This window comes from Enterobacter sp. PGRG2 (assembly GCF_030291195.1).
Classification (GTDB): domain Bacteria; phylum Pseudomonadota; class Gammaproteobacteria; order Enterobacterales; family Enterobacteriaceae; genus Enterobacter_D.
Window position 1 is genome coordinate 1,119,317 of record NZ_CP127837.1, and the last position, 25,491, is coordinate 1,144,807.

A 25,491-nucleotide genomic window follows, 5' to 3' on the forward strand; every position below is an offset into this window, starting at 1 on the left:
TGGTGATGGGTATCACCCATTTTTTTTCATTGATTTTGCTTATACGGCAACGATTGCGCGGCGTAATCTGCATCACGTAATCGTTAAAATTGCATTAAAACAGGAAACGGCATGTCCCAAATTGACGCGGTATTTTTCGACTGTGACGGCACGCTGGTCGACAGTGAAGTGATTTGTTCCCGGGCTTATGTCCATATGTTCCGGGAATTTGGCATTACGCTTGATCTTGAGGAGGTATTTAAACGCTTTAAGGGCGTAAAACTCTACGAGATTATCGACATCGTTAACGCCGAAAACGGCGTGGATCTGGCGAAAGCCGATCTAGAACCTGTCTACCGCGCCGAGGTCGCACGTCTGTTCGACAGCGAACTTGAAGTGATTGCGGGTGCAAATGCGTTGCTGGACGCGATGACCGTACCGATGTGTGTGGTGTCCAACGGGCCGGTAAGCAAAATGAATCATTCGCTGGGTAAGCTGGGAATGCTGCATCATTTCCCGGATTTATTGTTCAGCGGCTACGATATTCAGCGCTGGAAACCCGATCCGGCACTGATGTACCACGCCGCGAAAGCAATGAACGTCGATCCGACGAAATGTATTCTGGTGGATGATTCCTCCGCCGGGGCGCAGGCGGGTATCGCGGCGGGCATGGAAGTGTTCTACTTCTGCGCCGATCCGCATAATAAGCCCCTTGACCACCCGAAGGTGACGACCTTTACCGATCTGGCTCAGCTGCCGGAATTGTGGAAGGCGCGCGGGTGGGATATTACCCGCTAAAAAATGCCGGATGGCGCTGACGCTTATCCGGCCTACAGGTTCTGAAATTAAGGCCGGATATCCGGCCTTAAAAGATCACTCTTTCGGATCGCTGCCGGCGAGCAGTTTGTCCAGCTCGTCGCCGCCCACGTGACGGAAATCCTGACCTTTCACGAAGTAGAAAATGTATTCGCAAATGTTCTGGCAACGGTCGCCGATACGCTCGATGGAGCGCGCGCAGAACAGCGCTGTCAGTACGCTTGGGATCGTGCGCGGATCTTCCATCATGTAGGTCATCAGCTGACGCACAATGCCTTCATATTCCTGATCCACTTTCTTGTCTTCGCGGTAAATACGGATCGCTTCATCGAGATCCATACGCGCGAACGCATCCAGCACATCATGCAGCATCTGCACCGTGTGGCGGCCAAGGGACTCCAGGCTCACCAGCAGCGGCTGGTGTTGCTGAGAGAATTTCTCCAGCGCCGTGCGGCAAATTTTGTCGGCCACATCGCCAATACGCTCAAGCTCGGCGATGGTTTTGATGATCGCCATCACCAGACGCAGGTCGCTGGCGGTAGGCTGACGCTTGGCGATGATGCGCACACAGGCTTCATCGATTGCGACTTCCATCATATTGACCTGCTGGTCGCCTGCCACCACGCGCTTGGCCAGCTCGCTGTCCTGATTGTGCATGGCGGTGATAGCGTCAGAGAGCTGCTGCTCCACCATTCCACCCATGGTCATGACCTGAGTGCGAATACTTTCCAGCTCGGCGTTGAACTGGCCGGAAATGTGTTTATTGAGGTTAAGGTTATCCATAGCGTGCTCCTGAATCAGCCGTAGCGACCCGTGATGTAATCTTCAGTTTGTTTCTTAGCCGGCTTGGTAAACAGATCGTCGGTGTTGCTGAACTCAATAAGCTCGCCAAGGTACATAAACGCCGTGTGATCGGAGCAACGCGCAGCCTGCTGCATGTTGTGGGTCACGATAACCACGGTGTAATCCTGTTTTAACTCGGTGATCAGCTCTTCAATACGGCCGGTAGAGATAGGATCCAGCGCCGAGCAGGGCTCATCCAGCAGCAGCACTTCCGGACGAATGGCGATGCCACGGGCGATACATAAACGCTGCTGCTGACCACCAGAGAGCGAATAACCGCTCTGGTGCAGTTTATCTTTGGTTTCATTCCATAACGCGGCCTTGGTCAGCGCCCACTGGACACGCTCGTCCATGTCGGTGCGGGAGAGCTTTTCAAACAGGCGCACGCCGAAGGCGATGTTATCGTAAATCGACATCGGGAACGGCGTCGGCTTCTGGAAGACCATACCGACTTTGGCGCGCAGCAGCGCGATGTCCTGGGTATTGGTGAGAATATTGTCGCCATCCAGCAGGATTTCGCCTTCTGCACGCTGCTCCGGGTAGAGCGAGTACATTTTGTTAAAAGTACGCAGCAGGGTGGATTTGCCACAGCCTGACGGGCCGATAAACGCCGTCACCTGGTTTTTGGCAATATCCAGACTGATATTTTTCAGGGCATGGAATTTCCCGTAATAGAAGTTCAAATCACGAACCTGGATCTTACCGGATGCAGTATCAACCATACTCATTTTACTCTTTCCTCATTCGGCGCGGCCCGTGGCCCCGCCGCAAAATATTAACCGTGTTTCTTCTTCGCGAAGATCACGCGCGCCAGAATGTTCAGCAACAGTACGCACAGGGTGATAATCAGCACGCCTGCCCAGGCCAGTTCCTGCCACTCGGCAAACGGACTCATGGCAAATTTGAAAATTGTCACCGGCAGGTTGGCGATAGGCTGCATCATGTCCGTGCTCCAGAACTGGTTGGAGAGCGCGGTAAACAGCAGCGGCGCGGTTTCACCGGCGATACGCGCAACGGCCAGCAGAATGCCGGTCAGGATGCCGGAAACAGAGGCTTTTAACGTGATGGAAGAGATCATCTTCCACTTGGGCGTGCCCAGCGCATAAGCGGCTTCACGCAGGCTGTCCGGCACCAGTTTCAGCATGTTCTCGGTGGTACGGATGACAATAGGCACCTGCAACAGCGCCAGCGCGATCACGCCTGCCCAGCCAGAGAAGTGCTCCATCTGCGCCACCACAATGGTGTAAACGAACAGACCAACCACAATCGACGGCGCAGAGAGCAGAATATCGTTAATGAAACGGATCACTTCTGACAGCCAGGATTTGCGGCCATACTCCGCCAGATAAATACCGGCCATAATGCCCAGCGGCGTCCCGATTGCGGTGGCCCAGAAAATTAACAGGCCGCTGCCCGCCAGGGCGTTTGCCAGGCCCCCGCCCGCCGTATTAGGCGGCGGCGTCATTTCGGTGAATAACGCCAGCGACATGCCATCGATACCACGCGTCACCGTAGAAAACAGGATCCAGACCAGCCAGAACAGACCGAACGCCATGGTCGCCATCGAGAGCGTCAGCGCGATACGGTTCTTGAGACGACGACGGGCCTGCATTTTACGACGCGATTCCGCCAAAGCCGTGGTGTTTTGCATTTCGAGCGTTGCCATTATCGTGCCCCCTCGTTTTTCGCCAGGCGCATGATCATGACCTTAGAAATCGCCAGCACGATAAAGGTGATCACAAAGAGGATCAGCCCCAGCTCCATCAGCGCCGATACGTGCAGCCCGGATTCGGCTTCCGCAAATTCATTCGCCAGCGCAGAGGTAATACTGTTACCCGGCATATACAGCGAGGCGCTGTCGAGCTGGTAGGTGTTGCCGATGATAAAAGTCACCGCCATGGTTTCACCCAGCGCGCGGCCAAGGCCAAGCATCACGCCGCCGATCACCCCATTTTTGGTGAACGGCAGAACAATGCGCCAGATCACTTCCCAGGTGGTGCAGCCGATGCCGTATGCCGACTCTTTCATCATCACCGGCGTTTGTTCGAACACGTCGCGCATTACGGAGGCGATGTACGGAATGATCATGATGGCGAGGATCACCCCGGCCGCCAGAATACCGATACCGAATGCCGGGCCGGAAAAGAGCGCGCCCACAAACGGAATGTTCGACAGTACGTTGCCGACCGGCTCCTGGAAATATTTCGCAAACAAGGGCGCGAAGATGAACAGCCCCCACATGCCGTAAACGATACTGGGGATAGCCGCCAGCAGTTCAATGGCGATACCGAGCGGGCGACGCAGCCAGCCAGGCGCCAGTTCAGTCAGAAACAGGGCAATGCCGAAACTCACCGGAACGGCGATCAGCAGCGCGATAAATGAAGTCACCAGCGTGCCGTAAATCGGCACTAACGCCCCGTAAATATCGTTAGGCGCGTCCCAGTCTTTGGTCCACAGGAAAGAGAAACCAAACTTCTGGATGCTTGGCCAGGAGGAGAAAATAAGCGACACAATAATGCCGCCCAGCAGCAATAGCACAATCAGCGCAGCCAGTTTTACCAGTGCGCTGAAGATCATGTCGCCTTGTTTACCCGGTGGGTTAAAAGCGGGCTTAGTTGCAGCCATAGGTCACTCTTTTAGTTGAACTCTGTTTTGAACGATGCCCGGTGGCGTCGCCGCTTACCGGGCCTACAAAAAAAGCATGTTAGCGGATTTTTGCAGGGCGGATAAGCGAAAGCGCCATCCGCCATCATTAACTACTTTGATTAATACAGTGCTTTACCGCTGCTGTCTTTCACGTTGGTTTTCCATGCAGCACGGATCTGCTCAACCACATTGTCTGGCAGGGTTGCGTAATCCAGGTCATTCGCCTGTTTAGCGCCATCTTTATAAGCCCAGTCAAAGAACTTCAGCACTTCTGCGCCCTGCTCAGGTTTCTTCTGCTCTTTATGGATCAGGATGAAGGTGGTGGAAGTGATCGGCCACGCATCATCGCCTTTCTGGTTAGTCAGGTCCTGAGCGAAGGTTTTGCTCCAGTCCACGCCTTTGGCGGCGTTAGAGAAGCTTTCTTCGGTCGGGGATACCGGTTTGCCATCCGCAGACACCAGTTTGGTGTAAGCCAGGTTGTTCTGTTTAGCATAGGCGTATTCAACGTAACCGATAGAGCCCGGCAGACGCTGAACGAACGCGGCGATGCCGTCGTTACCTTTACCGCCCAGACCGGTCGGCCAGTTTACGGTAGAGCCTGAACCGATTTTAGATTTCCACTCTTCGTTCACTTTCGCCAGGTAGCTGGTGAACACGAAAGAGGTGCCGGAACCATCAGCGCGACGCACAACGGCGATGTTCTGCGAAGGCAGTTTCAGGCCTGGGTTGAGTTTAGCAATCGCGGCGTCATCCCATTTTTTGATTTTGCCGAGGTAAATATCACCCAGGGTTTTGCCGTCCAGCACCAGTTCGCCGGATTTCACGCCCTGCAGGTTAACCGCCAGCACCACGCCACCGATCACGGTAGGGAACTGGAAGAGGCCTTCCTGAGCCAGTTTTTCATCAGACAGCGGAGCATCAGACGCGCCGAAATCAACGGTGTTAGCGGTAATTTGCTTCACGCCGCCGGAGGAGCCGATACCCTGGTAGTTTACTTTGCTACCGGTGGCTTTCTGGTAAGTATCAGCCCATTTGGCATACACCGGCGCCGGGAAGGTTGCACCCGCGCCAGTCAGGCTTGCTGCTGCGTTAACAGCAAAAGCGCTCAGAGATAAGGTCGCAGCGACAACAGTGGCGACAGTGGTACGCATGGCTTTCATAATGACTCCTGCAAGATTTCGTAAATCGTTGTTTGAGTAGCTCCGGTATGCAAAATAGGACAAACAGGTGACAGTAAAATGTACGAAATATGACAGTTTTGTGACAGCCGGGGCCACTGGCGGGATGGCCAAAATAAAATCATTATAATCAAATAATTATAGGATTTATGAACAGAGCATGACAGCGTGATTTTATTTTTATTACAGGATTAAAAGTAGCTGAAGATGACAGTTTGTCATAAAGAAGGGTGCCGCAAATGTGTATAAAAACAGAACAGCGCAGACAGTAAAAGCCCCGCCTTTGCAGACGGGGCTGTGTTTTATTTACTCAACCGTAACGGATTTCGCCAGGTTACGCGGCTGGTCAACGTCGGTGCCTTTGATCAGCGCAACGTGATAGGCCAGTAACTGCAGCGGCACGGTATAGAAAATCGGTGCGATCACCTCTTCCACATGCGGCATTTCGATAATGTGCATGTTGTCACTGCTGTTGAAACCGGCATCACGATCGGCGAAGACGTACAGCTGGCCGCCACGGGCGCGCACTTCTTCAATATTGGATTTCAGTTTTTCCAGCAGTTCGTTATTCGGTGCCACCACGATCACCGGCATATCGGCGTCAATCAGCGCCAGCGGGCCGTGTTTCAGCTCGCCCGCCGCATAAGCTTCAGCGTGGATATAGGAGATCTCTTTAAGCTTCAGCGCGCCTTCCAGCGCGATCGGATACTGATCGCCACGGCCAAGGAACAGCGCGTGATGCTTGTCGGAGAAATCTTCTGCCAGCGCTTCGATGCGTTTGTCCTGCGACAGCATCTGCTCGATACGGCTCGGCAGCGCCTGCAGACCATGCACAATGTCATGCTCAATGGACGCGTCCATGCCTTTCAGACGGCTTAACTTCGCCACCAGCATCAGCAGCACCGTTAACTGGGTGGTAAAAGCTTTGGTGGAAGCCACACCGATTTCAGTCCCGGCGTTGGTCATCATCGCCAGATCGGATTCACGCACCAGCGAGGAGCCCGGCACGTTACAGATCGCCAGCGAACCGAGGTAACCCAGCTCTTTCGACAAGCGCAGCGCGGCCAGGGTATCTGCCGTTTCACCGGACTGGGACAGGGTGATCATCAGGCTGTTGCGACGAACCGCGGATTTGCGGTAGCGGAACTCAGAGGCAATCTCCACGTCACAGGGCACGCCCGCCAGGGATTCAAACCAGTAGCGTGACACCATCCCGGAGTTATACGAGGTGCCGCAGGCCACAATCTGGATATGCTCAACCTGTGACAGCATGTCATTGGCATTCGCGCCCAGCTCGCTTAAATCCACTTCGCCGTGGCTGATACGCCCGGTCAGAGTGTTTTTGATGGCGTTCGGCTGCTCATAAATCTCTTTTTGCATGTAGTGGCGATAGATACCTTTATCGCCCGCGTCGTATTGCAGATTAGATTCGATGTCCGGGCGCGTAACTTCGTGGCCAGACTTATCAAATACGGTCACGCTGCGACGCGTAACTTCAGCGATATCGCCTTCTTCCAGATAGATAAAGCGACGGGTGACCGGCAGCAGGGCTAACTGATCGGAAGCGATGAAGTTTTCGCCCATGCCGAGGCCAATGACCAGCGGGCTGCCGGAACGGGCGGCCAGCAGGGTATCCGGATGACGGGTATCCATGATCACCGTGCCGTAGGCACCGCGCAGCTGCGGGATAGCACGTAACACGGCGTCACGCAGCGTGCCGCCCTGCTCCAGCTCCCAGTGAACGAGGTGAGCAATCACTTCGGTATCGGTTTCGGAGGCAAAGACGTAGCCACGTGCCTGCAATACTTCACGCAGCGGCTCATGGTTCTCAATAATACCGTTATGGACCACCACAATGTGTTCGGACACATGCGGGTGCGCATTCCCTTCCGAAGGTTCACCGTGGGTTGCCCAGCGTGTATGTGCGATCCCCGTACCGCCATGGAGCGGATGTTCTTCCGCAGCCTGAGACAGCATCTGAACTTTACCCAGACGACGCAGACGGGTCATGTGCCCTTCGTTATCGACGACGGCCAGTCCCGCAGAGTCATAACCACGATATTCCAGACGACGTAAGCCTTCGAGAAGGATTTCAGCAATATCACGCTGCGCGACTGCGCCAACAATTCCACACATAGTTAATTTCCTGATAATGATGCGTTGTCGCCGACCTGTTTTGCCCGTATCGGGCGCCCCGAGCCTTGTAGAGAGTGGGGTTATTTTTATGGTTACTGCTGGTGGGCGGGAGATATATGTTTATCTCCTCATCCCTGTTTGCCGGATGGCACTAACGTTTATCCGGCAGAAAACCGTAGGGCGGGTTAGCGAAGCACCACCCGCCACATTGTTACTTCTTCTTCACCGGACGTTTCCAGCCCTTGATATGGGTCTGACGTACCCGGCTGATAACCAGTTCATTTTCCGCGATGTCATTCGTTACCGTGGTGCCCGCGCCGATGCTTGCGCCGCTGGCTACCGTCACCGGCGCCACCAGCTGCGTATCGGAGCCGACAAACACGTCATCGCCAATAATGGTTTTATGCTTATTGGCGCCATCGTAGTTGCAGGTGATTGTGCCCGCGCCGATGTTCACGTTATCGCCAATTTCCGCATCGCCCAGGTAGGTGAGATGACCCGCTTTCGAGCCTTTACCCAGACGCGCTTTTTTCATTTCCACGAAGTTGCCGACGTGCGCGCCTTCCAGCAGCTCGGCACCCGGACGCAGACGCGCAAACGGGCCGATGGTGCAGGCGGCGGCCAGTTCAGCATCTTCCACCACGCTGTAAGGACTGATTTCGCAGTCATCGCCGATCACGCTGTTTTTGATCACGCAGCCTGCGCCGATCTTCACGCGATGCCCCAGGGTGACGTTACCTTCGAGAATCACGTTAGTATCGATTTCCACATCGCGCCCGTGGGTCAGGGAGCCGCGTAAATCGAAACGCGCCGGATCGCACAGCATAACCCCTGCCAGCAGCAGCTTTTCAGCCTGCTCAGCCTGATAGACGCGCTCCAGACGGGACAGCTGCAGGCGGTTGTTCACGCCTTCCACTTCGCTCAGCCTTTCCGGGTGGACGGCGGCAATTTCACGCCCTTCGTGATAAGCCAGCGAGATAATATCGGTGATGTAGTATTCACCCTGCGCATTGTTGTTGGTCAGTTTCGCCAGCCAGCGCTTCATGTCTGCACCATTGGCGATCAGAATGCCGGTATTGATTTCCTGGATCTGACGCTGCTCATCGGTGGCATCTTTGTGCTCCACGATACCGGTCACTTTGCCGTTCTCGCGGGTGATACGGCCATAGCCGGTCGGATCGCTGAGATTTACCGTCAGTAAGCCAATGCCGTTCTGCGGTTTGGCGTCACGCAGGCGTTGCAGAGTAGCGACCGAAATCAGCGGCACATCGCCGTAGAGCATCAGAATATCTTCGTCATCAGCAAAATTCGGCGCGGCCATCTGCATGGCGTGTCCGGTGCCCAGTTGTTCAGCCTGTAGCACCCAGTTCAGCTTGTCGTCGCGCAATGTCTGCTTCAGCAAATCGCCGCCGTGCCCGTAAACCAGATGAACGCGGCTGGCGCCAAGTTCATTCGCGGCATCAATGACATGCTGGACCATCGCTTTCCCTGCAAGGGTGTGCAGCACTTTGGGAAGATCGGAATACATGCGGGTCCCTTTACCAGCGGCAAGGATGACCACACTCATAGCACTGTTCAACATACGCGTCCTGACTGTAATTTGAGGGTGAATTTTTACTTTTTCACATTGAAAATACTACATTTTTTTCGCCGTGAATTGGGTCGCAGATTAAATGCCAGCAGACCGGTAATAATCCCCTTCTGCGCCCCGTTTTCCGGCCGTCATGATGCCATTTACCGTAAAAAATGAACATATCACGGGCTGTAAAGTTGTTATGCCGATGTTTTACTTATTTTTTCGCAGAATGAATAAAGAAAACGTAGCCAGGCTGACAGCAGCAAAGGTGAGTATAGAGGAGTTAAGCGGGGCGCGAAGCCGTACGAACGGGGGATATTTTGACTGAATTATTAAAAGCATAAAGGCCGCCTCGGGCGACCTTTATTGATGTCTGTTCACGCCACCAGCGGTTGTCGTTTTAATTGGCGGCACTACGTGATTACAGATTAAAAGTACCAAAAGAAACGTTCATGTTGTTGAAGAAAGCGATAATTTTCTTAATCAGTTTCATGATGTTTTCCCGGCGGTTGAATTCGTTTATGTGACTTACTTCACAAAAATAAGTCTACACCTCAAATTTTAACCGATCAATATTTTTGTGATGTTAATCACAAAAAATAAGAAACACCATTTCATTTATCAACCCATTCTCGTGGAAGCATAAAAAAAGCCAGCCTGGCAACCAGACTGGCTTTGTGCTTTTCAAGCCGGTGTTACATCGCTTTTTTGGTCAACTCGATAACACGCAGTTTCGCGATCGCTTTGGCCAGCTCCGCAGACGCCTGAGCGTAATCCACGTCGCCATGAGAGCTCTTAATGTGCTCTTCTGCTTTACGTTTCGCTTCCAGAGCTCGCGCTTCGTCGAGATCCTGGCCACGAATAGCAGTATCAGCGAGAACGGTCACGCTGCCAGGCTGCACTTCAATAATGCCGCCGGACAGGTAGATAAACTCTTCATGACCGAACTGTTTAACGATGCGGATCATACCAGGCTTAATGGCGGTGAGCAGCGGGGCGTGACCCGGGAAAATACCCAGTTCACCTTCACTGCCCGTTACCTGGATTTTCTCGACCAGCCCGGAGAACATTTGTTGCTCTGCGCTGACGACGTCCAGGTGGTAAGTCATTGCCATATCACCCTCCGATTAAGGCGTTAAAGTTTTTTGGCTTTTTCCACGGCTTCGTCGATGGAACCAACCATGTAGAACGCCTGCTCCGGCAGGTGATCGTATTCGCCTTCCATGATGCCTTTAAAGCCACGGATGGTGTCTTTCAGGGAGACGTATTTGCCCGGAGAACCGGTAAATACTTCTGCCACGAAGAACGGCTGGGACAGGAAGCGCTGGATCTTACGTGCGCGAGCTACCACCAGTTTGTCTTCTTCAGACAGTTCATCCATACCCAGGATGGCGATGATGTCTTTCAGTTCCTGGTAACGTTGCAGCAGGGACTGTACGCCACGCGCGGTGTCGTAGTGTTCCTGACCAACCACCAGCGGATCCAGCTGACGGCTGGTGGAATCCAGCGGGTCAACGGCCGGGTAGATACCCAGAGACGCGATCTGACGGCTCAGTACCACGGTTGCGTCTAAGTGCGCAAAGGTAGTGGCTGGTGACGGGTCAGTCAGGTCATCCGCAGGTACGTATACCGCCTGAACGGAGGTGATAGAACCGGTTTTGGTGGAGGTGATACGTTCCTGCAACACACCCATCTCTTCTGCCAGGGTCGGCTGATAGCCTACCGCAGAAGGCATACGGCCCAGCAGTGCGGATACTTCCGTACCGGCCAGGGTATAACGATAGATGTTATCGACGAACAGCAGAACGTCACGACCTTCGTCACGGAATTTCTCAGCCATGGTCAGGCCGGTCAGCGCAACGCGCAGACGGTTTCCCGGCGGCTCGTTCATCTGACCGTAAACCAGGGATACTTTGTCCAGAACGTTGGAGTCAGTCATTTCGTGGTAGAAGTCGTTACCCTCACGAGTACGCTCACCCACGCCTGCAAACACGGAATAGCCGGAGTGCTCGATCGCGATGTTACGGATCAGCTCCATCATGTTTACGGTTTTACCCACACCCGCACCGCCGAACAGACCGACTTTACCGCCCTTAGCGAACGGACACATCAGGTCGATAACCTTGATGCCGGTTTCCAGCAGTTCCTGAGAGCTGGACAGTTCTTCGTAGCTTGGTGCCGCGCGGTGGATCGCCCAACGCTCTTCTTCACCGATGTCGCCTTTCATGTCGATCGGCTGACCGAGCACGTTCATGATACGACCCAGTGTTGCTTTACCTACCGGTACTTCAATCGGGTGCTCAAGGTCTTTTACTTCCAGACCACGACGCAGACCGTCAGAAGAACCCATGGCGATAGTACGCACGATACCACCACCGAGCTGCTGCTGAACTTCCAGCACCAGGCTTTCGTTACCATTTTGTACCTCAAGAGCATCGTACACACGCGGTACGGCATCCTGAGGGAATTCGACGTCAACCACGGCGCCGATTACCTGGACAATTTTTCCAGTAGCCATCTTGAATCCTCTACGAATTAACCTGGTTATACCGCGGATGCACCACCGACGATTTCGGTGAGTTCCTGAGTAATGCTGGCCTGACGAGCTTTGTTGTATACCAACTGCAGCTCTTTAATCAGGCTGCCGCCATTGTCGGTCGCGGCTTTCATCGCCACCATACGTGCGGCCTGCTCGCTGGCCAGGTTTTCTACCACGCCCTGATAAACCTGCGACTCAACGTAACGACGCAGCAGGGTATCCAGCAGCGGTTTCGGATCGGGTTCATACAGGTAATCCCAGGCTTTCTGCTTCAGCTCACCGTCTTCTGATGCCGGTAACGGCAGCAGCTGGGTGAGGGTCGGAACCTGAGACATGGTGTTAATAAATTTGTTGCTGACAATGTACAGCCTGTCCAGACGGCCTTCATCGTAGGCCTGCAACATCACTTTTACCGGGCCGATCAGTTCGGACAGGGACGGGTTATCACCCATACCGGTCACCTGGGCGACAATATTGCCCCCCACGGAATTGAAGAAAGAGACGCCTTTAGAGCCGATCATCGCGATATCGCTCTGAACGCCTTTATCGGACCATACTTTCATTTCCGCCAGCAGTTTTTTGAACAGGTTAATGTTCAAGCCACCGCACAGACCACGGTCGGTCGACACCACCAGGTAGCCCACGCGCTTAACGTCGCGTTCTTCCAGGTAAGGGTGCTTATATTCCAGATTGCCGTTCGCAAGGTGACCAATCACTTTGCGCATGGTATCTGCATAAGGACGGCTGGCCGCCATTCTGTCCTGCGATTTACGCATTTTGGAAGCGGCGACCATCTCCATCGCTTTAGTGATCTTCTGCGTGTTCTGGACGCTTGCGATCTTACTACGTATCTCTTTTGCGCCGGCCATGAGCTTCTCCTCAATGCCTTGCGGTCTGCCCTAAGACAGACCGCCAGACGTTACCAGGACTGGGTTGCTTTGAAGGAATCGAGGATGCCTTTCAGCTTGCCTTCGATTTCGTCGTTATAGCCACCGGACTGGTTGATCTCTTGCATCAGCGGAGCGTGGTCACGGTCAACGTAAGCCAGCAGAGCGGCTTCGAAGCTACCGATTTTCGCCAGTTCCACATCTTCGAGGTAACCGCGTTCAGCCGCGAACAGCACCAGGCCCTGTTGTGCAACAGACATTGGGGCATACTGTTTCTGTTTCAGCAGCTCGGTCACTTTCTGACCATGGCTCAGCTGTTTACGGGTAGCTTCATCCAGATCGGATGCGAACTGAGAGAACGCAGCCAGTTCACGATACTGTGCCAGCGCGGTACGAATACCACCGGACAGTTTCTTGATGATCTTGGTCTGAGCAGCACCACCAACACGGGATACGGAGATACCCGGGTTAACCGCCGGACGAATACCGGAGTTAAACAGGTTGGTTTCCAGGAAGATCTGACCATCGGTAATAGAAATTACGTTGGTCGGAACGAACGCAGAAACGTCACCCGCCTGGGTTTCAATGATCGGCAGCGCGGTCAGGGAGCCAGTTTTACCTTTCACTTCACCTTTGGTGAAGTTCTCAACGTATTCCGCGTTTACGCGGGATGCGCGCTCCAGCAGACGGGAGTGGAGATAAAACACGTCGCCCGGGAATGCTTCACGTCCTGGCGGACGGCGCAGCAGCAGGGAAACCTGACGGTATGCAACAGCCTGTTTGGACAGGTCATCATAAACGATCAGCGCATCTTCACCGCGGTCACGGAAGTATTCGCCCATGGCGCAACCGGCATACGGAGCCAGGTATTGCAGCGCAGCGGATTCAGAAGCGGTAGCCACCACAACGATAGTGTTGGACAGCGCGCCGTGCTCTTCCAGTTTACGCACCACGTTAGAGATGGTGGACGCTTTCTGGCCGATTGCCACGTATACGCATTTGATGCCGGAGTCACGCTGGTTGATGATCGCATCGATAGCCATCGCGGTTTTACCGGTCTGACGGTCGCCGATAATCAGCTCACGCTGACCACGACCGATTGGGATCATGGCATCAACGGATTTGTAACCGGTCTGTACCGGCTGATCGACGGACTGACGATCGATTACGCCCGGTGCGATAACTTCGATTGGCGAGAAGCCATCGTTATCAACCGGACCTTTACCGTCGATTGGCGCACCCAGGGTGTTCACCACGCGGCCCAGCAGGCCACGGCCTACCGGTACTTCAAGAATACGGCCAGTACATTTAACCTTCATGCCTTCGGCGAGGTCAGCATACGGACCCATCACAACAGCACCTACGGAGTCGCGCTCCAGGTTCAGTGCGATAGCGTAACGGTTACCCGGCAGGGAGATCATTTCACCCTGCATACAATCGGCCAGGCCGTGAATGCGGATAACACCGTCACTTACAGAAACAATAGTACCTTCGTTATGAGCTTCGCTCACAACACTGAACTGAGCAATGCGCTGCTTGATCAGTTCGCTGATTTCGGTGGAATTCAGTTGCATGCTCCAGTCCCCTTAAGACTGCAAGACGTCTGCGAGGCGTTGTAGACGGCCGCGTACGCTGCCATCAATGACCATATCACCCGACTGGATGATTACGCCCGCCATTACAGACTTATCGATATTGCAATTCAGCTTAACTTTGCGTGACAGACGTTTTTCCATCGCGGCGGTAATCTTCGCAAGCTGTTCTTCACTCAGTTCGGTCGCCGAGGTTACTTCAACTTCAGCGGTAGCTTCACTAAGGGCACGTAAGTGCTCAAACTGCTCAAGAACATCCGGGAGCACTCTCAGACGACCATTCTCAGCCATCACCTTGATCAGGTTCTGGCCGTTGGTATCAAGTTGCTCGCCGCAAACGGCGATGAACGACGCGGCGAGAGTTTCCGGTGCCAGTGCACCTGAAAGCATCTCCGCCATATGTTCGTTTTTCGTTACCTCTGCGGCAAACGCCAGCATGTTCTGCCAGCGATCGACACTTTGGGTTTCGACAGCAAAGTCAAAAGCTGCTTTGGCGTAGGGGCGAGCTACCGTAACAAATTCAGACATCAGCCCCTCCCTCCTTACAGTTCAGCGACAAGTTTGTCCACGATGTCGCTGTTAGCAGCTTCATCCACGGAACGTTCGATGATCTTCTCGGCGCCAGCAACAGCCAGGATAGCAACTTGCTTACGCAGTTCCTCACGAGCACGTTTACGCTCAGCATCAATTTCTGCCTGAGCCTGTGCAACGATTTTGGTACGTTCCTGTTCTGCTTCGGTTTTGGCTTCGTCCAGGATCTGAGCACGACGTTTGTTCGCCTGCTCAATGATTACCTGGGCTTCCGCTTTCGCCTTTTTCAGCTGGTCGGTCGCATTGGCCTGTGCAAGGTCCAAATCCTTTTTAGCTCGTTCTGCAGAAGCGAGGCCGTCAGCGATTTCTTTTTGACGTTTCTCAATGGCAGCGATCAACGGCGGCCATACATACTTCATGCAGAACAGAACGAACAGGACAAACGCGATGGCCTGGCCGAGGATTGTTGCGTTAAGATTCACAGCACAATGCCTCTTATCTGGTTAACGTTCTAAAAATTGCTTAATCAAGCAACGCTTACTACGCGACAGCAAACATCACGTACAGACCCAGACCTACAGCGATCATCGGGATAGCATCCACCAGACCCATAACGATAAAGAACTGAGTACGCAGCAGAGGGATCAGATCCGGTTGACGCGCTGCGCCTTCCAGGAATTTGCCCCCGAGGATGCCGATACCGATCGCAGCACCGATTGCCGCCAGACCCATCATCACAGCGGCAGCCATGTACAGCAGATCCATATTCAGGTTTTCCATGACAGTCTCCAGTTTGTTTCAGTTAGAACGTAGTAGTGTTGGTAAAATCAATGCTCTTCAGATGCCATCGACAGATAGACAATCGTCAGAACCATGAAAATGAAGGCTTGCAGCGTAATGATCAGGATGTGGAAAATGGCCCATGGCACATTCAGGATCCACTGTGACCACCATGGCAGAAGTCCTGCAATCAGAATGAAGATCAACTCACCGGCATACATGTTGCCGAACAGTCGCAGACCGAGTGATACCGGTTTAGACAGCAGGCTTACCCCTTCAAGGATTAAGTTGACAGGAATAAATGCCCAGTGGTTGAACGGCTGTAAGGTCAGCTCTTTGGTGAAGCCGCCAATGCCTTTCATTTTGATGCTGTAGAACAGAATGAGGATAAATACGCCCAGCGCCATCGACAGGGTGATGTTCACGTCAGCGGACGGAACCACACGCAGAGCCGGCAGGCCGAATACATGCTCGCCGATATACGGCAGCAGGTCGATAGGCAGCAAATCCATCAGGTTCATCAGGAATACCCAGACGAAAATCGTCAGGGCCAGCGGAGCAATCAGTTTGCTCTTGCCGTGGTACATGTCTTTCACGCTGCCGTTGACGAAGCCAATGACCAGCTCGATCGCCGTCTGGAATTTTCCCGGAACGCCGCTGGTTGCTTTTTTGGCAACGCTACGGAACATCACGAGGAACAACAGACCCAGAAGCACCGAGAAGAACATGGAGTCGATGTTAAGCGTCCAGAAAGTGGCTGGGGGGTTATGCGGATCCACCAGCGAAAAGGTACGCAGGTCAATCTGAAGGTTATTCAGATGGTGGCCTATGTACTCCTGCGGTGTTGAGATTTCTCCTGCAGACATGATGCCTCTTACCCTTTGTTGTTAATTACAGCGGGTGCCAGTATCTGTACAACCAGCACCGAAACCCACGTGACGATGAGCGGCAAAAAGACCGCCTTCAAAACCGCCAGCGCCACCACCAGTAGGGTAAAGGTCGCCAACACCTTGAACACTTCCCCGAAGGCGAAGGACCAGGCCATGCGGCCTTTAGCAGGTGTATGCGCCTGATGACGCCAGGCAAAAATCATAAACAACATATTTGGCAGTACCACTGCCAGCCCACCGCATACTGCGGAGACGCCCCAGAAGGGGTCTTTAAGGCAAAATAGCAATGCGCTTGCTATCACTGCCAGGAACTGAATGAACAGAAGCTTACGAGCAACGTTTCGACTCAAGAGCGACAAAGACATCACGTTTTTTACTCCTGCCCCCAACGAGGTATGTCGCGTGTCGTATAAAACGTTCTTTAAGGCTCAGAGTCAAGCATCAAAAAGCGAGCAAATTATACGGTGCGGCCTCGTGATTTCAAACAATAAGTAGCGAAAAGGTGAATAAATGTTTAAATAAATTTCTCGAGGGCTATTTTTCCACTTTTTTGTAAAGTGTGAACCATCGAACAGGATTGCCAATCGCGCGAAAAGCCTGATGCTAAAGCGTGCACCAGATCACAAATTGCGCATTTGCGTTTAAGCTTCTTTCATCGAAGCATAATAATCCCACTCACCATCTTTCTGATATTCAAGATGAATAACTGCGACTATTTCCAAAACAGCTTCATATACAACAAAAACCTTTTATTGACATTCTTAATAAATTTTTAACATCGCTAAACGTTAAGCATTACTGATTTTTAGCAGACATATACTTCCCTGGTTGATTATTTTGCCGGTTAACAAAAAATGCCAGGTTAACAAACAGAAAAATCCCAGTAAAAATAAGGTTAAGCCTAACGGGATTTATTCCGTTTCTGCGTGCTGATTTTTAACACATTCACTACAGTACGGAATTAACATTTTTTGATAAAAATTAAATATTGTTTGGTTTAATCATCACCAGATGACGTTCGCCGTCCAGTTGCGGAACGCGCAATTTGATCACCGATTCCACCGCAAAGTCTGCCGGTAGTTTTTCGATTTCATCATCAGGCAACTGGCCCTTCAGCGCATAGAAACGCCCCCCCTGCCCCGGCAGGTGATGACACCAGCTCACCATATCGTTCAGGGAAGCAAAGGCACGGCTGATCACTCCGTCAAACGGCGGCTCCGCCGGGAAATCCTCAACGCGGCTCTGCACCGGCGTGATGTTAGTCAGGCCAAGCTCGTGCTGCACCTGGCGCAGAAAACGCACCCGCTTGCCGAGGCTGTCCAGCAGCGTGAAGTGCGCGTCAGGTAAGACGATTGACAGCGGGATCCCCGGCAGCCCTGGTCCGGTACCCACGTCGATAAAGCGCGAACCTGCCAGGTGCGGCGCAACCACCACGCTGTCCAGAATATGACGGATCAGCATCTCGTTCGGATCGCGTACCGAGGTCAGATTGTACGCTTTGTTCCATTTGTGCAGCATATCGACATAGGCCACCAGCTGGTTTTTCTGGTGATCGGTGAGCGAAATATCGGCTTCATCCAGCAGACGAGAGAGTTTGTTGAGCACGGTGATTACCTGTTTAGATACTTAACGGCGGGTGGCGCTTCGCTAATCCGCCTTACGGGTTCTGTAGGCCCGGTAAGCCAGCGCTACCGGGCGGGTAAAGTTGAATTAAGCGCTACGGCGCAGCATACCCTGCTTTTTCAGCCACACCAGCAGAATGGAGATTGCCGCAGGAGTAATACCGGAAATACGCGATGCCTGACCGATGGATGATGGTTTGTGATCGTTAAGCTTGGCGATCACTTCATTGGACAGACCGCTCACCTGGCGGTAGTCCAGGGTCGCAGGCAGCACGGTGTTCTCGTTACGCTGCTGTTTGTCGATCTCGTCCTGCTGGCGCGCAATATAGCCTTCGTATTTCACCTGGATCTCGACCTGCTCGGCGGCCTGCGCATCGCTGAGTCCCGGCGCAAACGGCGACAACTGCACCATCTCGCGATAGGTCATTTCCGGTCGACGCAGCAGATCTTCGCCGTTCGCCTCACGTGACAGCGGCGCGCTCAGCTTCGTATTCACTTCGTCAATCTTTTCAGACTGCGGGTGCAGCCAGATATCTTTCAGGCGCTGGCGTTCACGCTCGATATTTTCCAGCTTCTCGTTAAAGCGCGCCCAGCGTTCGTCGTCCACCAGGCCCAGCTCACGACCCGCCGCGGTTAAACGGATATCCGCGTTGTCTTCACGCAGCATCAGACGGTATTCCGCGCGGGAGGTGAACATGCGGTACGGCTCTTTGGTGCCCAGGGTGCACAGGTCATCCACCAGCACGCCCAGATAAGCCTCGGAACGGCCCGGCGCCCAGCCCTCTTTTTCGGCAGAGAAGCGGGCAGCGTTCAGACCGGCCAGCAGACCCTGCGCGGCCGCTTCTTCGTAACCGGTGGTGCCGTTGATCTGACCGGCAAAGAACAGGCCAGCGATAAATTTGCTTTCCAGCGTCGGTTTCAGGTCACGCGGATCGAAGAAGTCATATTCGATCGCATAGCCCGGACGGACGATCTTCGCGTTTTCCATGCCCTGCATGGATCGGACGATCTGCATCTGTACATCGAACGGCAGGCTGGTGGAGATGCCGTTCGGGTAAATTTCGTTAGAGGTCAGGCCTTCCGGCTCAAGGAAGATCTGATGCTGGTTACGATCCGCAAAGCGCATCACTTTGTCTTCGATCGACGGGCAGTAACGCGGGCCGATCCCTTCGATCACGCCGGCATACATCGGGCTGCGATCGAGGTTATTGCGGATCACGTCGTGGGTTTTTTCGTTAGTGTAGGTGATATAGCACGGCACCTGGCGCGGATGTTGATCCACATTGCCCATGAACGAAAAGACCGGCAGCGGCGTGTCGCCGTGCTGTTCCGCCAGCACGCTGAAATCAATAGTTCGCGCGTCAATACGCGGCGGCGTCCCGGTTTTCAGGCGGCTGACGCGCAGCGGCAGCTCGCGCAGACGGCGGGAAAGGGAAATCGACGGCGGATCGCCTGCGCGACCACCGCTGTAGTTATCCATGCCGATATGAATTTTACCGTCGAGGAAGGTGCCGACCGTCAGTACGACAGATTTGGCACGGAACTTCAGGCCCATTTGCGTCACGGCACCGACGACACGATCGTTTTCGACGATCAGATCCTCAACCGCCTGCTGGAAGATCATCAGGTTCGGCTGATTCTCAAGGGCCGTGCGCACTGCCTGACGGTAAAGCACGCGGTCTGCCTGAGCACGGGTGGCGCGAACGGCCGGGCCTTTGCTCGCGTTTAGTATCCTAAACTGAATGCCTGCCTGATCGATGGCCTTTGCCATCAGTCCGCCCAGCGCATCCACTTCTTTTACCAGGTGTCCTTTCCCAATACCGCCGATTGCCGGGTTGCACGACATCTGTCCCAGGGTGTCGATATTGTGTGTCAAAAGCAGGGTCTGCTGACCCATACGCGCAGCGGCCATTGCGGCCTCAGTGCCTGCATGACCCCCGCCAATGATGATGACGTCGAAAGGATCCGGATAAAACATGGTGGTTTGCCTCGCCTGAGCGGTTAGAAAGTGGATTGGTGCCGGGCCGTGGATTCTACTCAACTTTAGCCCATCGAGAAAGAGTCGGGATCCTGGCTGTTATTAAGAGATCTTTTTCTTTTAGAGATCTTTTTTACTATGATCTCTTATTAGGATCGTGCCTCTCTGTGGATAACCCGGATCCGGCTTGGAAGATCAAGACATTAGAAAGGATCGTTACCTGTGAATGATCGGTGATCCCACTCAGTATAAGCTGGGATCAAAATGAAGGGTTATGCACAGCTCAAAAACTCGTCAAACCTTATACAGTGGATAAATACCGGTTGATCCAAGCTTTTAACCAGACTTATACACAACTGATCGCACGATCTTTACACAATCTTGAGTAAATTAATCCAGGATCCCAGCCAGATTTCTGCCGGATCCTCGGGAATATCATGATCGAGGATGTTGATCCGCAGGGTTTCGCCGATCTGTTTTGCCCCGCAAGCCCGCATTTCGCTTTCCAGCTTGTCGATCGCCCCGCAGAAGGTGTCGTATTCACGACTGCCGATCCCGATCGCCCCAAAGCGTACCTGAGACAGATCCGGTTGCTGTTCTTTCAGTTCTTCATATAAAGGAAGAATGTTATCCGGCAGATCCCCTGCGCCATGGGTACTGGAAACCAGCAGCCACACGCCTTCTACCGGCAGATCCTCAAGCAGTGGGCCGTGAAGGGTGCTGGTGCTGTACCCCGCCTCGTCCAGCTTTTCAGCCAGGTGCTCCGCCACATACTCTGCTCCGCCCAGGGTGCTGCCACTGATAAGCGTAATATCTGCCATGATCGTCCGTCCTCAATTAAGCGTGGCATATTGTACGCTGTGAATGAGCTGGGATCTACCTGTGGAAAACAGGGTGATTATTTCAGAGGATCACGGGCGGATGGTGCGCATGATCGGGTTCTGCAGCGAGATCAGCGTCTCGGTGGACTGAATTTCATCAATTGTTTGGATCTTGTTGATAAGTACCTGTTGCAGCGCGTCGATCGATTTGCACATCACCTTAATAAAGATGCTGTAGTGCCCGGTGGTGTAATACGCTTCGGTCACTTCTTCCAGACTCTCCAGCCTCGCCAGAGCCGACGGGTAATCTTTAGCGCTTTTGAGAATGATGCCGATAAAGCAGCAGACGTCGTAGCCGAGCTGTTTAGGGCTGACATCGATACGCGCGCCGGTAATGATGCCCGCCTGTTTCATCTTCTCCACGCGAACGTGAATGGTGCCGGGGCTGACGCCAAACTGCTTGGCGAGTTCGGCATAAGCCGTGCGCGCATTTGCCATCAGCGCCTCTAGGATGCCGCGATCCAGATTATCGATCTGATAATTTTCCATAGGTTTTTCTTATGTAGATTAATGATTCAGTCCAGTTTAACGCCATATTTTATGGAATCAAAAGTGAACCGGGCTTTTTATCTGTTGATTATTGAATATCGCTCTCGTTTTGTTGCTTAATCAATGGCAACAGGACACAGGAGTTCAATAATGAAAACCGCTTACATCGCAAAACAACGCCAGATCAGTTTCGTCAAAGCTCACTTCTCCCGCCAGCTGGAGGACAAACTGGGCCTGATCGAAGTTCAGGCTCCGATCCTCAGCCGCGTGGGGGATGGCACGCAGGACAATCTGTCTGGTTGCGAAAAGGCGGTACAGGTGAATGTGAAAACCCTGCCAGACGCGCGCTTTGAAGTGGTGCACTCGCTGGCGAAGTGGAAACGGCAGACGCTGGGACAACACGACTTCAGCGCGGGGGAAGGGCTTTACACGCACATGAAAGCCCTGCGCCCGGACGAAGATCGTCTTACGCCGATCCACTCGGTCTATGTCGATCAGTGGGACTGGGAGCGCGTCCTCGGTGACGGCGAGCGCCATCTGGGCACGCTGAAAGCGACCGTCTCGGCGATCTGGTCAGGCATTAAAGCGACAGAAGCGGCGGTGAGCGCGGAGTTTGGTCTGGCGCCGTTCCTGCCAGAGCAGATCCACTTTGTGCACAGCGAAGAGCTGCTGACCCGCTTCCCAGGTCTCGACGCCAAGGGCCGTGAACGGGCCATTGCGAAAGAACTGGGCGCGGTGTTCCTGATCGGTATCGGCGGCGACCTGAGCGACGGCAAACGTCACGACGTGCGCGCCCCGGATTATGATGACTGGACGACCCGCACCGAAGCCGGTTTTGCCGGTCTGAACGGCGACATCCTGGTGTGGAACCCGGTGCTGGAAGATGCGCTGGAGCTCTCCTCCATGGGCATCCGCGTTGACGCCGAAACCCTTAAACGCCAGCTGAAGCTGACCGGCGATGAAGATCGTCTGGCGCTGGAGTGGCACCGCGCGCTGCTGGAAGGGCAAATGCCGCAGACTATCGGCGGCGGCATTGGCCAGTCACGTCTGACCATGTTGCTGCTGCAACTGCCGCACATTGGCCAGGTACAGTGCGGCGTATGGCCTGCGCAGGTACGCGACAGCGTCTCATCCCTGCTCTGATTCAGCGCCGCCAGCGTCGCAGCAGGCGGCTGCGCATCCCGGTATCAAAGCGCCAGATATGATCGAAAATGCGCAAGATGCCGGGCTTGCCGTGGGCGGACATCGCCACCGCATGAAAGCGATGCTGATGGACGCGCTGCAGTTCATTAATTTTGCCGATCACCTCGTCCGGCAGGCGCTGGGCGATAAAATCGGAGATCACCACTGCATCCGCATCGAACCACTCGCCGCCCTGCATCCGCTCGATGATGGCGCGAAAACAGCTGGCGAGATCGGTGCCGCCGCGAAAACGCTGGCTCAAAAAGCGGATCGCCTGCTCAATGCCTTCCCTGCCCGACAGCTCATAGCGCACCACTTCGCTGGAAAACAGCATGATAAAACAGCGGCGTCGATCCGCCAGCGCCACGCGCATCAGCGCGAGGCAAAACGCTTTCGCACACTGCTCATTAAAACCGCCCATTGATCCGGACGTATCGACGCAGACGATAAAAGGCCCGCGCGGCTGCTCGTCAAAATCCTGATGCACCACCGGCCGCTCGGTGATCTTCTCCCGCCAGGCTTCGCCCTGTAAGCGATAGGTCAGCAGTTGTTTCTCCACCAGGCGACGATAAAACTCATACTCCAGCTCGCTGATGCCCAGCGTGGCCAGCTCCGGTGGCAGCAAACGTAAAATATCATCGCTCTGTTGCAGGCCATCAACCTGTTCGGGCACCGAAGACGGCTCGCGCACCAGCGTGCGGAAGGTTTCCATCGGCGCATCGTTGCGTGGTACGGACTTCGCCTCACGCGATCGCCCCAGCTGTTCCGCCAGCTTTTTCAGTTCAGGCTGCGCGGCCAGAAAATCCCCGTATTTTATTATGAGCTGATAGTCGCCGCGTTTTAGCTGCCCGGCGCTCATATCCCACAGCCGTCCGGCCGCATTGTCGTTTTCCACCAGCACTGGATCCAGCTGCCCGCTCAGCGTCATACGCTCCTGCACCTCACTGAGCAACTGCTCGCGCTCTTCTTCCAGTAATTGCTGGTTGAGCGCCGTGGTCTGCACCACCAGGCTTAAGCGCCAGCGCTGCAAAAACAGCGTGTGCATGGCCGGCGTAAAGGTGGCGTTATCCGCTACCAGCTGTTTTGCCTGGGCGGCATAGGGGGAGTGGACTTTTTCCAGCAGGCTGAGGATCTGTGGCAGCTGAATGGTCAACTGCGTGGTGGAGAGCAGCTGGCTTTGCTGATAGCTGATCACTTCTTCCGTCAACTCCGGCGGTACGCGGGTGTCTTTCAGCCGTCCCTTTAATGCCTCCCGCCAGCGGGGAATATCCTCGGTGATGGCATGGCGCAGACGGGGGAATTTCTCAAAAAAAACCGCCAGCTGCGGAGAGGCCAGCAGGGCGACGATTAACTCTTCAATCATCCCCTCTTCACTGACCGCCAGCATCACGTTGAGGGTATCCAGCGTCAGCATTGACGCGCCTGTTTGATCTGCGCGCCAACGTCCTGCAGGCTGCCTTCAATACGACCCGCCCAGTCGCTGTGAATAAACAGGCATTTTTGCTGTTCACTGAAGCGCGTATGCTGCTGGTGCCATTCATTTTCCAGCGCTTCCAGCTGGTGAGTGATCTCATCCGGCACGTTTTCCTGCGCGCTGCCCGGCAGGGCAAGGCGCGATCCCTGCAGGCTGACGTCGCGCACTATCAGATGTAATGTGCTGTCGACTTCCAGGTTCAGCAACTGTGCAAAACCAATGCCGTTAAGTTTGCCGCGGATCTCCCCGCCTTTCGCCAGCCACTGCTCAAGCGCGGCCCGCTCAATGGTCAGATGGATCACCTGCATATCATGCAGTTTCAGCGGCTGCTGAAGAAGCAGCGTCAGGGTCGCGTCGGTAAGTTCCGGCGGCAGTTCATAGTGCGGGCGGCGGCTGAACATGCCGCTCTGACGCAGAACCCGTAGCGCCGTTTTATCGCTTTGCTGCTGTTGCAGCTGAAGACGGCGCTGCCCGATGGCCGCCAGTTTCGTCAGCATCGCCTGTTGCTGCCATGCGTGAACGGTCATCAAAATATCTATTTGTTGTGTAAGCAGATTCATGCTATCCGCGTCATGCCACAGGCAGTCTTTGAGCAGGATCAGATCGATCGGCGCGACGACATCGCGTCCTGAGAAAAAGGCGCTGGCCTGTAACAGGCGAATGGCTTTTTTCCAGCGGCGATCGGAAACATAAGGGGCGTTCGGCAGACTATCCAACTGCTGGCGCAGCTGGAAGATCAGTTCAAAGACGGCATCGGGCAGGGCAATTTTTCCAATGTCCTGCTGCCACTGCTGATACTCTTCGTCGCTGATCTGCAGGGCATCGGCAACCGGATTGTCGTTTTCATCCTGCTGGCTCACCAGCATGGCGCGGAAATTCCCCTTGTCCTGCACTTTATCCAGCCACAGGCGGATCAGCATACGGTCGTACAGCGCTTCGAGGCTGCTGTCCGCTTCCGGCAGTTCGTTGGACGCCGCCACCAGCAAACGCATGGGGATTTTTTCTTCCGTAGCGCCGTTGCGGAAACGACGTTCATTGATGGCCGTCAGCAGCGTGTTGAGGATCGCCGGACCGGCCTTCCAGATCTCATCTAAAAAGACAATTTCCGCTTCCGGTAAGTAGCCTGCGGTAAGACGTTCATAACGCCCTTCATCTTTTAATGCCTGGATCGACAGCGGGCCGAAAACCTCTTCCGGTGTGGAAAAGCGCGTCATCAGATACTCAAAAGCCCGGGCATGGCGGAAGGCGAACTTCAGCCGCCGGGCGATAAGGCTTTTGGCTATTCCCGGCGGGCCGAGCAGAAAGACGCTCTCGCCGCTGAGCGCCGCCAGCAGGCACAAGCGGATCGCGTGGCTGCGCTCAAAAAGCCCTTTTTCCAGTGCAGCACTGAGACGGGAAATTCTTTCAGCTAATAAGTGTGGGTGAGCCATAATTCATTTACTTCCTTTCGCCGGGTTTCAGGCGCAGAGCTG

General features: G+C 54.2%; 24 protein-coding genes. 2 read left to right on the forward strand and 22 right to left on the reverse strand.

Annotation, left to right across the window (positions count from 1 at the left end; genetic code table 11):
- Positions 1-111 precede the first annotated feature (111 nt).
- Positions 112-777, forward strand: coding sequence for a 6-phosphogluconate phosphatase (gene yieH / locus QRD42_RS04800; RefSeq protein ID WP_072570892.1), 666 nt, complete (start codon positions 112-114; stop codon positions 775-777).
- A 75-nt stretch (positions 778-852) separates the two neighbouring features.
- Here the strand turns inward: yieH and phoU are convergent, their stop codons facing one another.
- The 20 genes from phoU to asnC form a co-directional block, all read right to left on the reverse strand.
- On the reverse strand, positions 853-1,578 hold the full coding sequence (phoU, locus tag QRD42_RS04805) for a phosphate signaling complex protein PhoU (protein WP_072570890.1): 726 nt from the start codon (positions 1,576-1,578) through the stop codon (positions 853-855).
- Between the two features lie 14 nt (positions 1,579-1,592).
- The gene (pstB, locus tag QRD42_RS04810) at positions 1,593-2,366 is read right to left on the reverse strand and encodes a phosphate ABC transporter ATP-binding protein PstB (protein ID WP_088221266.1); all 774 of its coding nucleotides are present in this window, start codon (positions 2,364-2,366) and stop codon (positions 1,593-1,595) included.
- Positions 2,367-2,413: 47 nt separating this feature from the next.
- Positions 2,414-3,304: a phosphate ABC transporter permease PstA gene (pstA, locus tag QRD42_RS04815; RefSeq protein ID WP_072570886.1), complete on the reverse strand. Its 891-nt coding sequence runs from the start codon at positions 3,302-3,304 to the stop codon at positions 2,414-2,416.
- Positions 3,304-4,263, reverse strand: a complete 960-nt coding sequence (gene pstC, locus QRD42_RS04820) for a phosphate ABC transporter permease PstC (RefSeq protein ID WP_072570884.1) — start codon at positions 4,261-4,263, stop codon at positions 3,304-3,306. Before pstC ends, pstA begins: the two co-directional genes overlap by 1 nt.
- A gap of 140 nt (positions 4,264-4,403) precedes the next feature.
- Positions 4,404-5,444, reverse strand: a complete 1,041-nt coding sequence (gene pstS / locus QRD42_RS04825; RefSeq protein WP_072570882.1) for a phosphate ABC transporter substrate-binding protein PstS — start codon at positions 5,442-5,444, stop codon at positions 4,404-4,406.
- Positions 5,445-5,768: 324 nt separating this feature from the next.
- Positions 5,769-7,598: a glutamine--fructose-6-phosphate transaminase (isomerizing) gene (gene glmS / locus QRD42_RS04830; protein WP_072570881.1), complete on the reverse strand. Its 1,830-nt coding sequence runs from the start codon at positions 7,596-7,598 to the stop codon at positions 5,769-5,771.
- 211 nt (positions 7,599-7,809) lie between these two features.
- Entirely contained in the window at positions 7,810-9,180 is a 1,371-nt protein-coding gene (gene glmU, locus QRD42_RS04835) for a bifunctional UDP-N-acetylglucosamine diphosphorylase/glucosamine-1-phosphate N-acetyltransferase GlmU (RefSeq protein ID WP_321988299.1), read from the reverse strand.
- A gap of 689 nt (positions 9,181-9,869) precedes the next feature.
- Positions 9,870-10,289 carry a F0F1 ATP synthase subunit epsilon gene (locus tag QRD42_RS04840; RefSeq protein WP_032615508.1) on the reverse strand — a complete coding sequence of 140 codons (420 nt, stop codon included), beginning with the start codon at positions 10,287-10,289 and terminating at the stop codon, positions 9,870-9,872.
- 20 nt (positions 10,290-10,309) lie between these two features.
- Positions 10,310-11,692, reverse strand: a complete 1,383-nt coding sequence (gene atpD / locus QRD42_RS04845; protein ID WP_006177559.1) for a F0F1 ATP synthase subunit beta — start codon at positions 11,690-11,692, stop codon at positions 10,310-10,312.
- A 26-nt stretch (positions 11,693-11,718) separates the two neighbouring features.
- Positions 11,719-12,582, reverse strand: coding sequence for a F0F1 ATP synthase subunit gamma (gene atpG, locus QRD42_RS04850; protein WP_072570878.1), 864 nt, complete (start codon positions 12,580-12,582; stop codon positions 11,719-11,721).
- 50 nt (positions 12,583-12,632) lie between these two features.
- Positions 12,633-14,174: a F0F1 ATP synthase subunit alpha gene (gene atpA, locus QRD42_RS04855; RefSeq protein WP_072570876.1), complete on the reverse strand. Its 1,542-nt coding sequence runs from the start codon at positions 14,172-14,174 to the stop codon at positions 12,633-12,635.
- 12 nt (positions 14,175-14,186) lie between these two features.
- Positions 14,187-14,720 (reverse strand): F0F1 ATP synthase subunit delta, encoded by a 534-nt coding sequence (gene atpH, locus QRD42_RS04860; RefSeq protein WP_072570874.1) that lies wholly within the window; start codon positions 14,718-14,720, stop codon positions 14,187-14,189.
- A gap of 14 nt (positions 14,721-14,734) precedes the next feature.
- Positions 14,735-15,205, reverse strand: coding sequence for a F0F1 ATP synthase subunit B (gene atpF, locus QRD42_RS04865; RefSeq protein WP_072570872.1), 471 nt, complete (start codon positions 15,203-15,205; stop codon positions 14,735-14,737).
- A gap of 58 nt (positions 15,206-15,263) precedes the next feature.
- Positions 15,264-15,503: a F0F1 ATP synthase subunit C gene (gene atpE, locus QRD42_RS04870; RefSeq protein WP_000429386.1), complete on the reverse strand. Its 240-nt coding sequence runs from the start codon at positions 15,501-15,503 to the stop codon at positions 15,264-15,266.
- 47 nt (positions 15,504-15,550) lie between these two features.
- Entirely contained in the window at positions 15,551-16,369 is an 819-nt protein-coding gene (gene atpB, locus QRD42_RS04875; RefSeq protein WP_072570870.1) for a F0F1 ATP synthase subunit A, read from the reverse strand.
- A gap of 8 nt (positions 16,370-16,377) precedes the next feature.
- On the reverse strand, positions 16,378-16,758 hold the full coding sequence (gene atpI / locus QRD42_RS04880; protein ID WP_072570869.1) for a F0F1 ATP synthase subunit I: 381 nt from the start codon (positions 16,756-16,758) through the stop codon (positions 16,378-16,380).
- A gap of 616 nt (positions 16,759-17,374) precedes the next feature.
- The gene (gene rsmG / locus QRD42_RS04885) at positions 17,375-17,998 is read right to left on the reverse strand and encodes a 16S rRNA (guanine(527)-N(7))-methyltransferase RsmG (RefSeq protein WP_318362495.1); all 624 of its coding nucleotides are present in this window, start codon (positions 17,996-17,998) and stop codon (positions 17,375-17,377) included.
- Between the two features lie 105 nt (positions 17,999-18,103).
- Positions 18,104-19,993: a tRNA uridine-5-carboxymethylaminomethyl(34) synthesis enzyme MnmG gene (gene mnmG / locus QRD42_RS04890; protein ID WP_072570865.1), complete on the reverse strand. Its 1,890-nt coding sequence runs from the start codon at positions 19,991-19,993 to the stop codon at positions 18,104-18,106.
- A gap of 371 nt (positions 19,994-20,364) precedes the next feature.
- The gene (gene mioC / locus QRD42_RS04895; RefSeq protein ID WP_321988302.1) at positions 20,365-20,814 is read right to left on the reverse strand and encodes an FMN-binding protein MioC; all 450 of its coding nucleotides are present in this window, start codon (positions 20,812-20,814) and stop codon (positions 20,365-20,367) included.
- 90 nt (positions 20,815-20,904) lie between these two features.
- Positions 20,905-21,363, reverse strand: a complete 459-nt coding sequence (gene asnC, locus QRD42_RS04900; protein ID WP_088221282.1) for a transcriptional regulator AsnC — start codon at positions 21,361-21,363, stop codon at positions 20,905-20,907.
- 150 nt (positions 21,364-21,513) lie between these two features.
- On the opposite strand from asnC, the gene asnA reads away from it, so the two are divergent.
- Positions 21,514-22,506, forward strand: coding sequence for an aspartate--ammonia ligase (asnA, locus tag QRD42_RS04905; protein WP_321988303.1), 993 nt, complete (start codon positions 21,514-21,516; stop codon positions 22,504-22,506).
- Position 22,507: 1 nt separating this feature from the next.
- Here the strand turns inward: asnA and viaA are convergent, their stop codons facing one another.
- Positions 22,508-23,959: an ATPase RavA stimulator ViaA gene (gene viaA / locus QRD42_RS04910; protein WP_321988304.1), complete on the reverse strand. Its 1,452-nt coding sequence runs from the start codon at positions 23,957-23,959 to the stop codon at positions 22,508-22,510.
- On the reverse strand, positions 23,953-25,449 hold the full coding sequence (ravA, locus tag QRD42_RS04915) for an ATPase RavA (RefSeq protein WP_321988305.1): 1,497 nt from the start codon (positions 25,447-25,449) through the stop codon (positions 23,953-23,955). The genes viaA and ravA overlap by 7 nt, the downstream gene beginning before the upstream one ends.
- Positions 25,450-25,491: the final 42 nt, after the last annotated feature.

Excerpts from the sequence above, each read along its gene's own strand:
- pstA (WP_072570886.1), bottom strand. The coding sequence starts at position 3,304 with ATGGCAACGCTCGAAATGCAAAACACCACGGCTTTGGCGGAATCGCGT.
- yieH (WP_072570892.1), top strand. The coding sequence starts at position 112 with ATGTCCCAAATTGACGCGGTATTTTTCGACTGTGACGGCACGCTGGTC.
- atpD (WP_006177559.1), bottom strand. The coding sequence starts at position 11,692 with ATGGCTACTGGAAAAATTGTCCAGGTAATCGGCGCCGTGGTTGACGTC.
- pstB (WP_088221266.1), bottom strand. The coding sequence starts at position 2,366 with ATGAGTATGGTTGATACTGCATCCGGTAAGATCCAGGTTCGTGATTTG.
- atpB (WP_072570870.1), bottom strand. The coding sequence starts at position 16,369 with ATGTCTGCAGGAGAAATCTCAACACCGCAGGAGTACATAGGCCACCAT.
- mioC (WP_321988302.1), bottom strand. The coding sequence starts at position 20,814 with ATGGCAGATATTACGCTTATCAGTGGCAGCACCCTGGGCGGAGCAGAG.
- QRD42_RS04840 (WP_032615508.1), bottom strand. The coding sequence starts at position 10,289 with ATGGCAATGACTTACCACCTGGACGTCGTCAGCGCAGAGCAACAAATG.
- phoU (WP_072570890.1), bottom strand. The coding sequence starts at position 1,578 with ATGGATAACCTTAACCTCAATAAACACATTTCCGGCCAGTTCAACGCC.
- pstC (WP_072570884.1), bottom strand. The coding sequence starts at position 4,263 with ATGGCTGCAACTAAGCCCGCTTTTAACCCACCGGGTAAACAAGGCGAC.
- asnA (WP_321988303.1), top strand. The coding sequence starts at position 21,514 with ATGAAAACCGCTTACATCGCAAAACAACGCCAGATCAGTTTCGTCAAA.
- atpA (WP_072570876.1), bottom strand. The coding sequence starts at position 14,174 with ATGCAACTGAATTCCACCGAAATCAGCGAACTGATCAAGCAGCGCATT.
- ravA (WP_321988305.1), bottom strand. The coding sequence starts at position 25,449 with ATGGCTCACCCACACTTATTAGCTGAAAGAATTTCCCGTCTCAGTGCT.
- atpG (WP_072570878.1), bottom strand. The coding sequence starts at position 12,582 with ATGGCCGGCGCAAAAGAGATACGTAGTAAGATCGCAAGCGTCCAGAAC.
- glmU (WP_321988299.1), bottom strand. The coding sequence starts at position 9,180 with ATGTTGAACAGTGCTATGAGTGTGGTCATCCTTGCCGCTGGTAAAGGG.
- viaA (WP_321988304.1), bottom strand. The coding sequence starts at position 23,959 with ATGCTGACGCTGGATACCCTCAACGTGATGCTGGCGGTCAGTGAAGAG.
- mnmG (WP_072570865.1), bottom strand. The coding sequence starts at position 19,993 with ATGTTTTATCCGGATCCTTTCGACGTCATCATCATTGGCGGGGGTCAT.
- atpH (WP_072570874.1), bottom strand. The coding sequence starts at position 14,720 with ATGTCTGAATTTGTTACGGTAGCTCGCCCCTACGCCAAAGCAGCTTTT.
- asnC (WP_088221282.1), bottom strand. The coding sequence starts at position 21,363 with ATGGAAAATTATCAGATCGATAATCTGGATCGCGGCATCCTAGAGGCG.
- glmS (WP_072570881.1), bottom strand. The coding sequence starts at position 7,598 with ATGTGTGGAATTGTTGGCGCAGTCGCGCAGCGTGATATTGCTGAAATC.
- atpI (WP_072570869.1), bottom strand. The coding sequence starts at position 16,758 with ATGTCTTTGTCGCTCTTGAGTCGAAACGTTGCTCGTAAGCTTCTGTTC.
- atpE (WP_000429386.1), bottom strand. The coding sequence starts at position 15,503 with ATGGAAAACCTGAATATGGATCTGCTGTACATGGCTGCCGCTGTGATG.
- pstS (WP_072570882.1), bottom strand. The coding sequence starts at position 5,444 with ATGAAAGCCATGCGTACCACTGTCGCCACTGTTGTCGCTGCGACCTTA.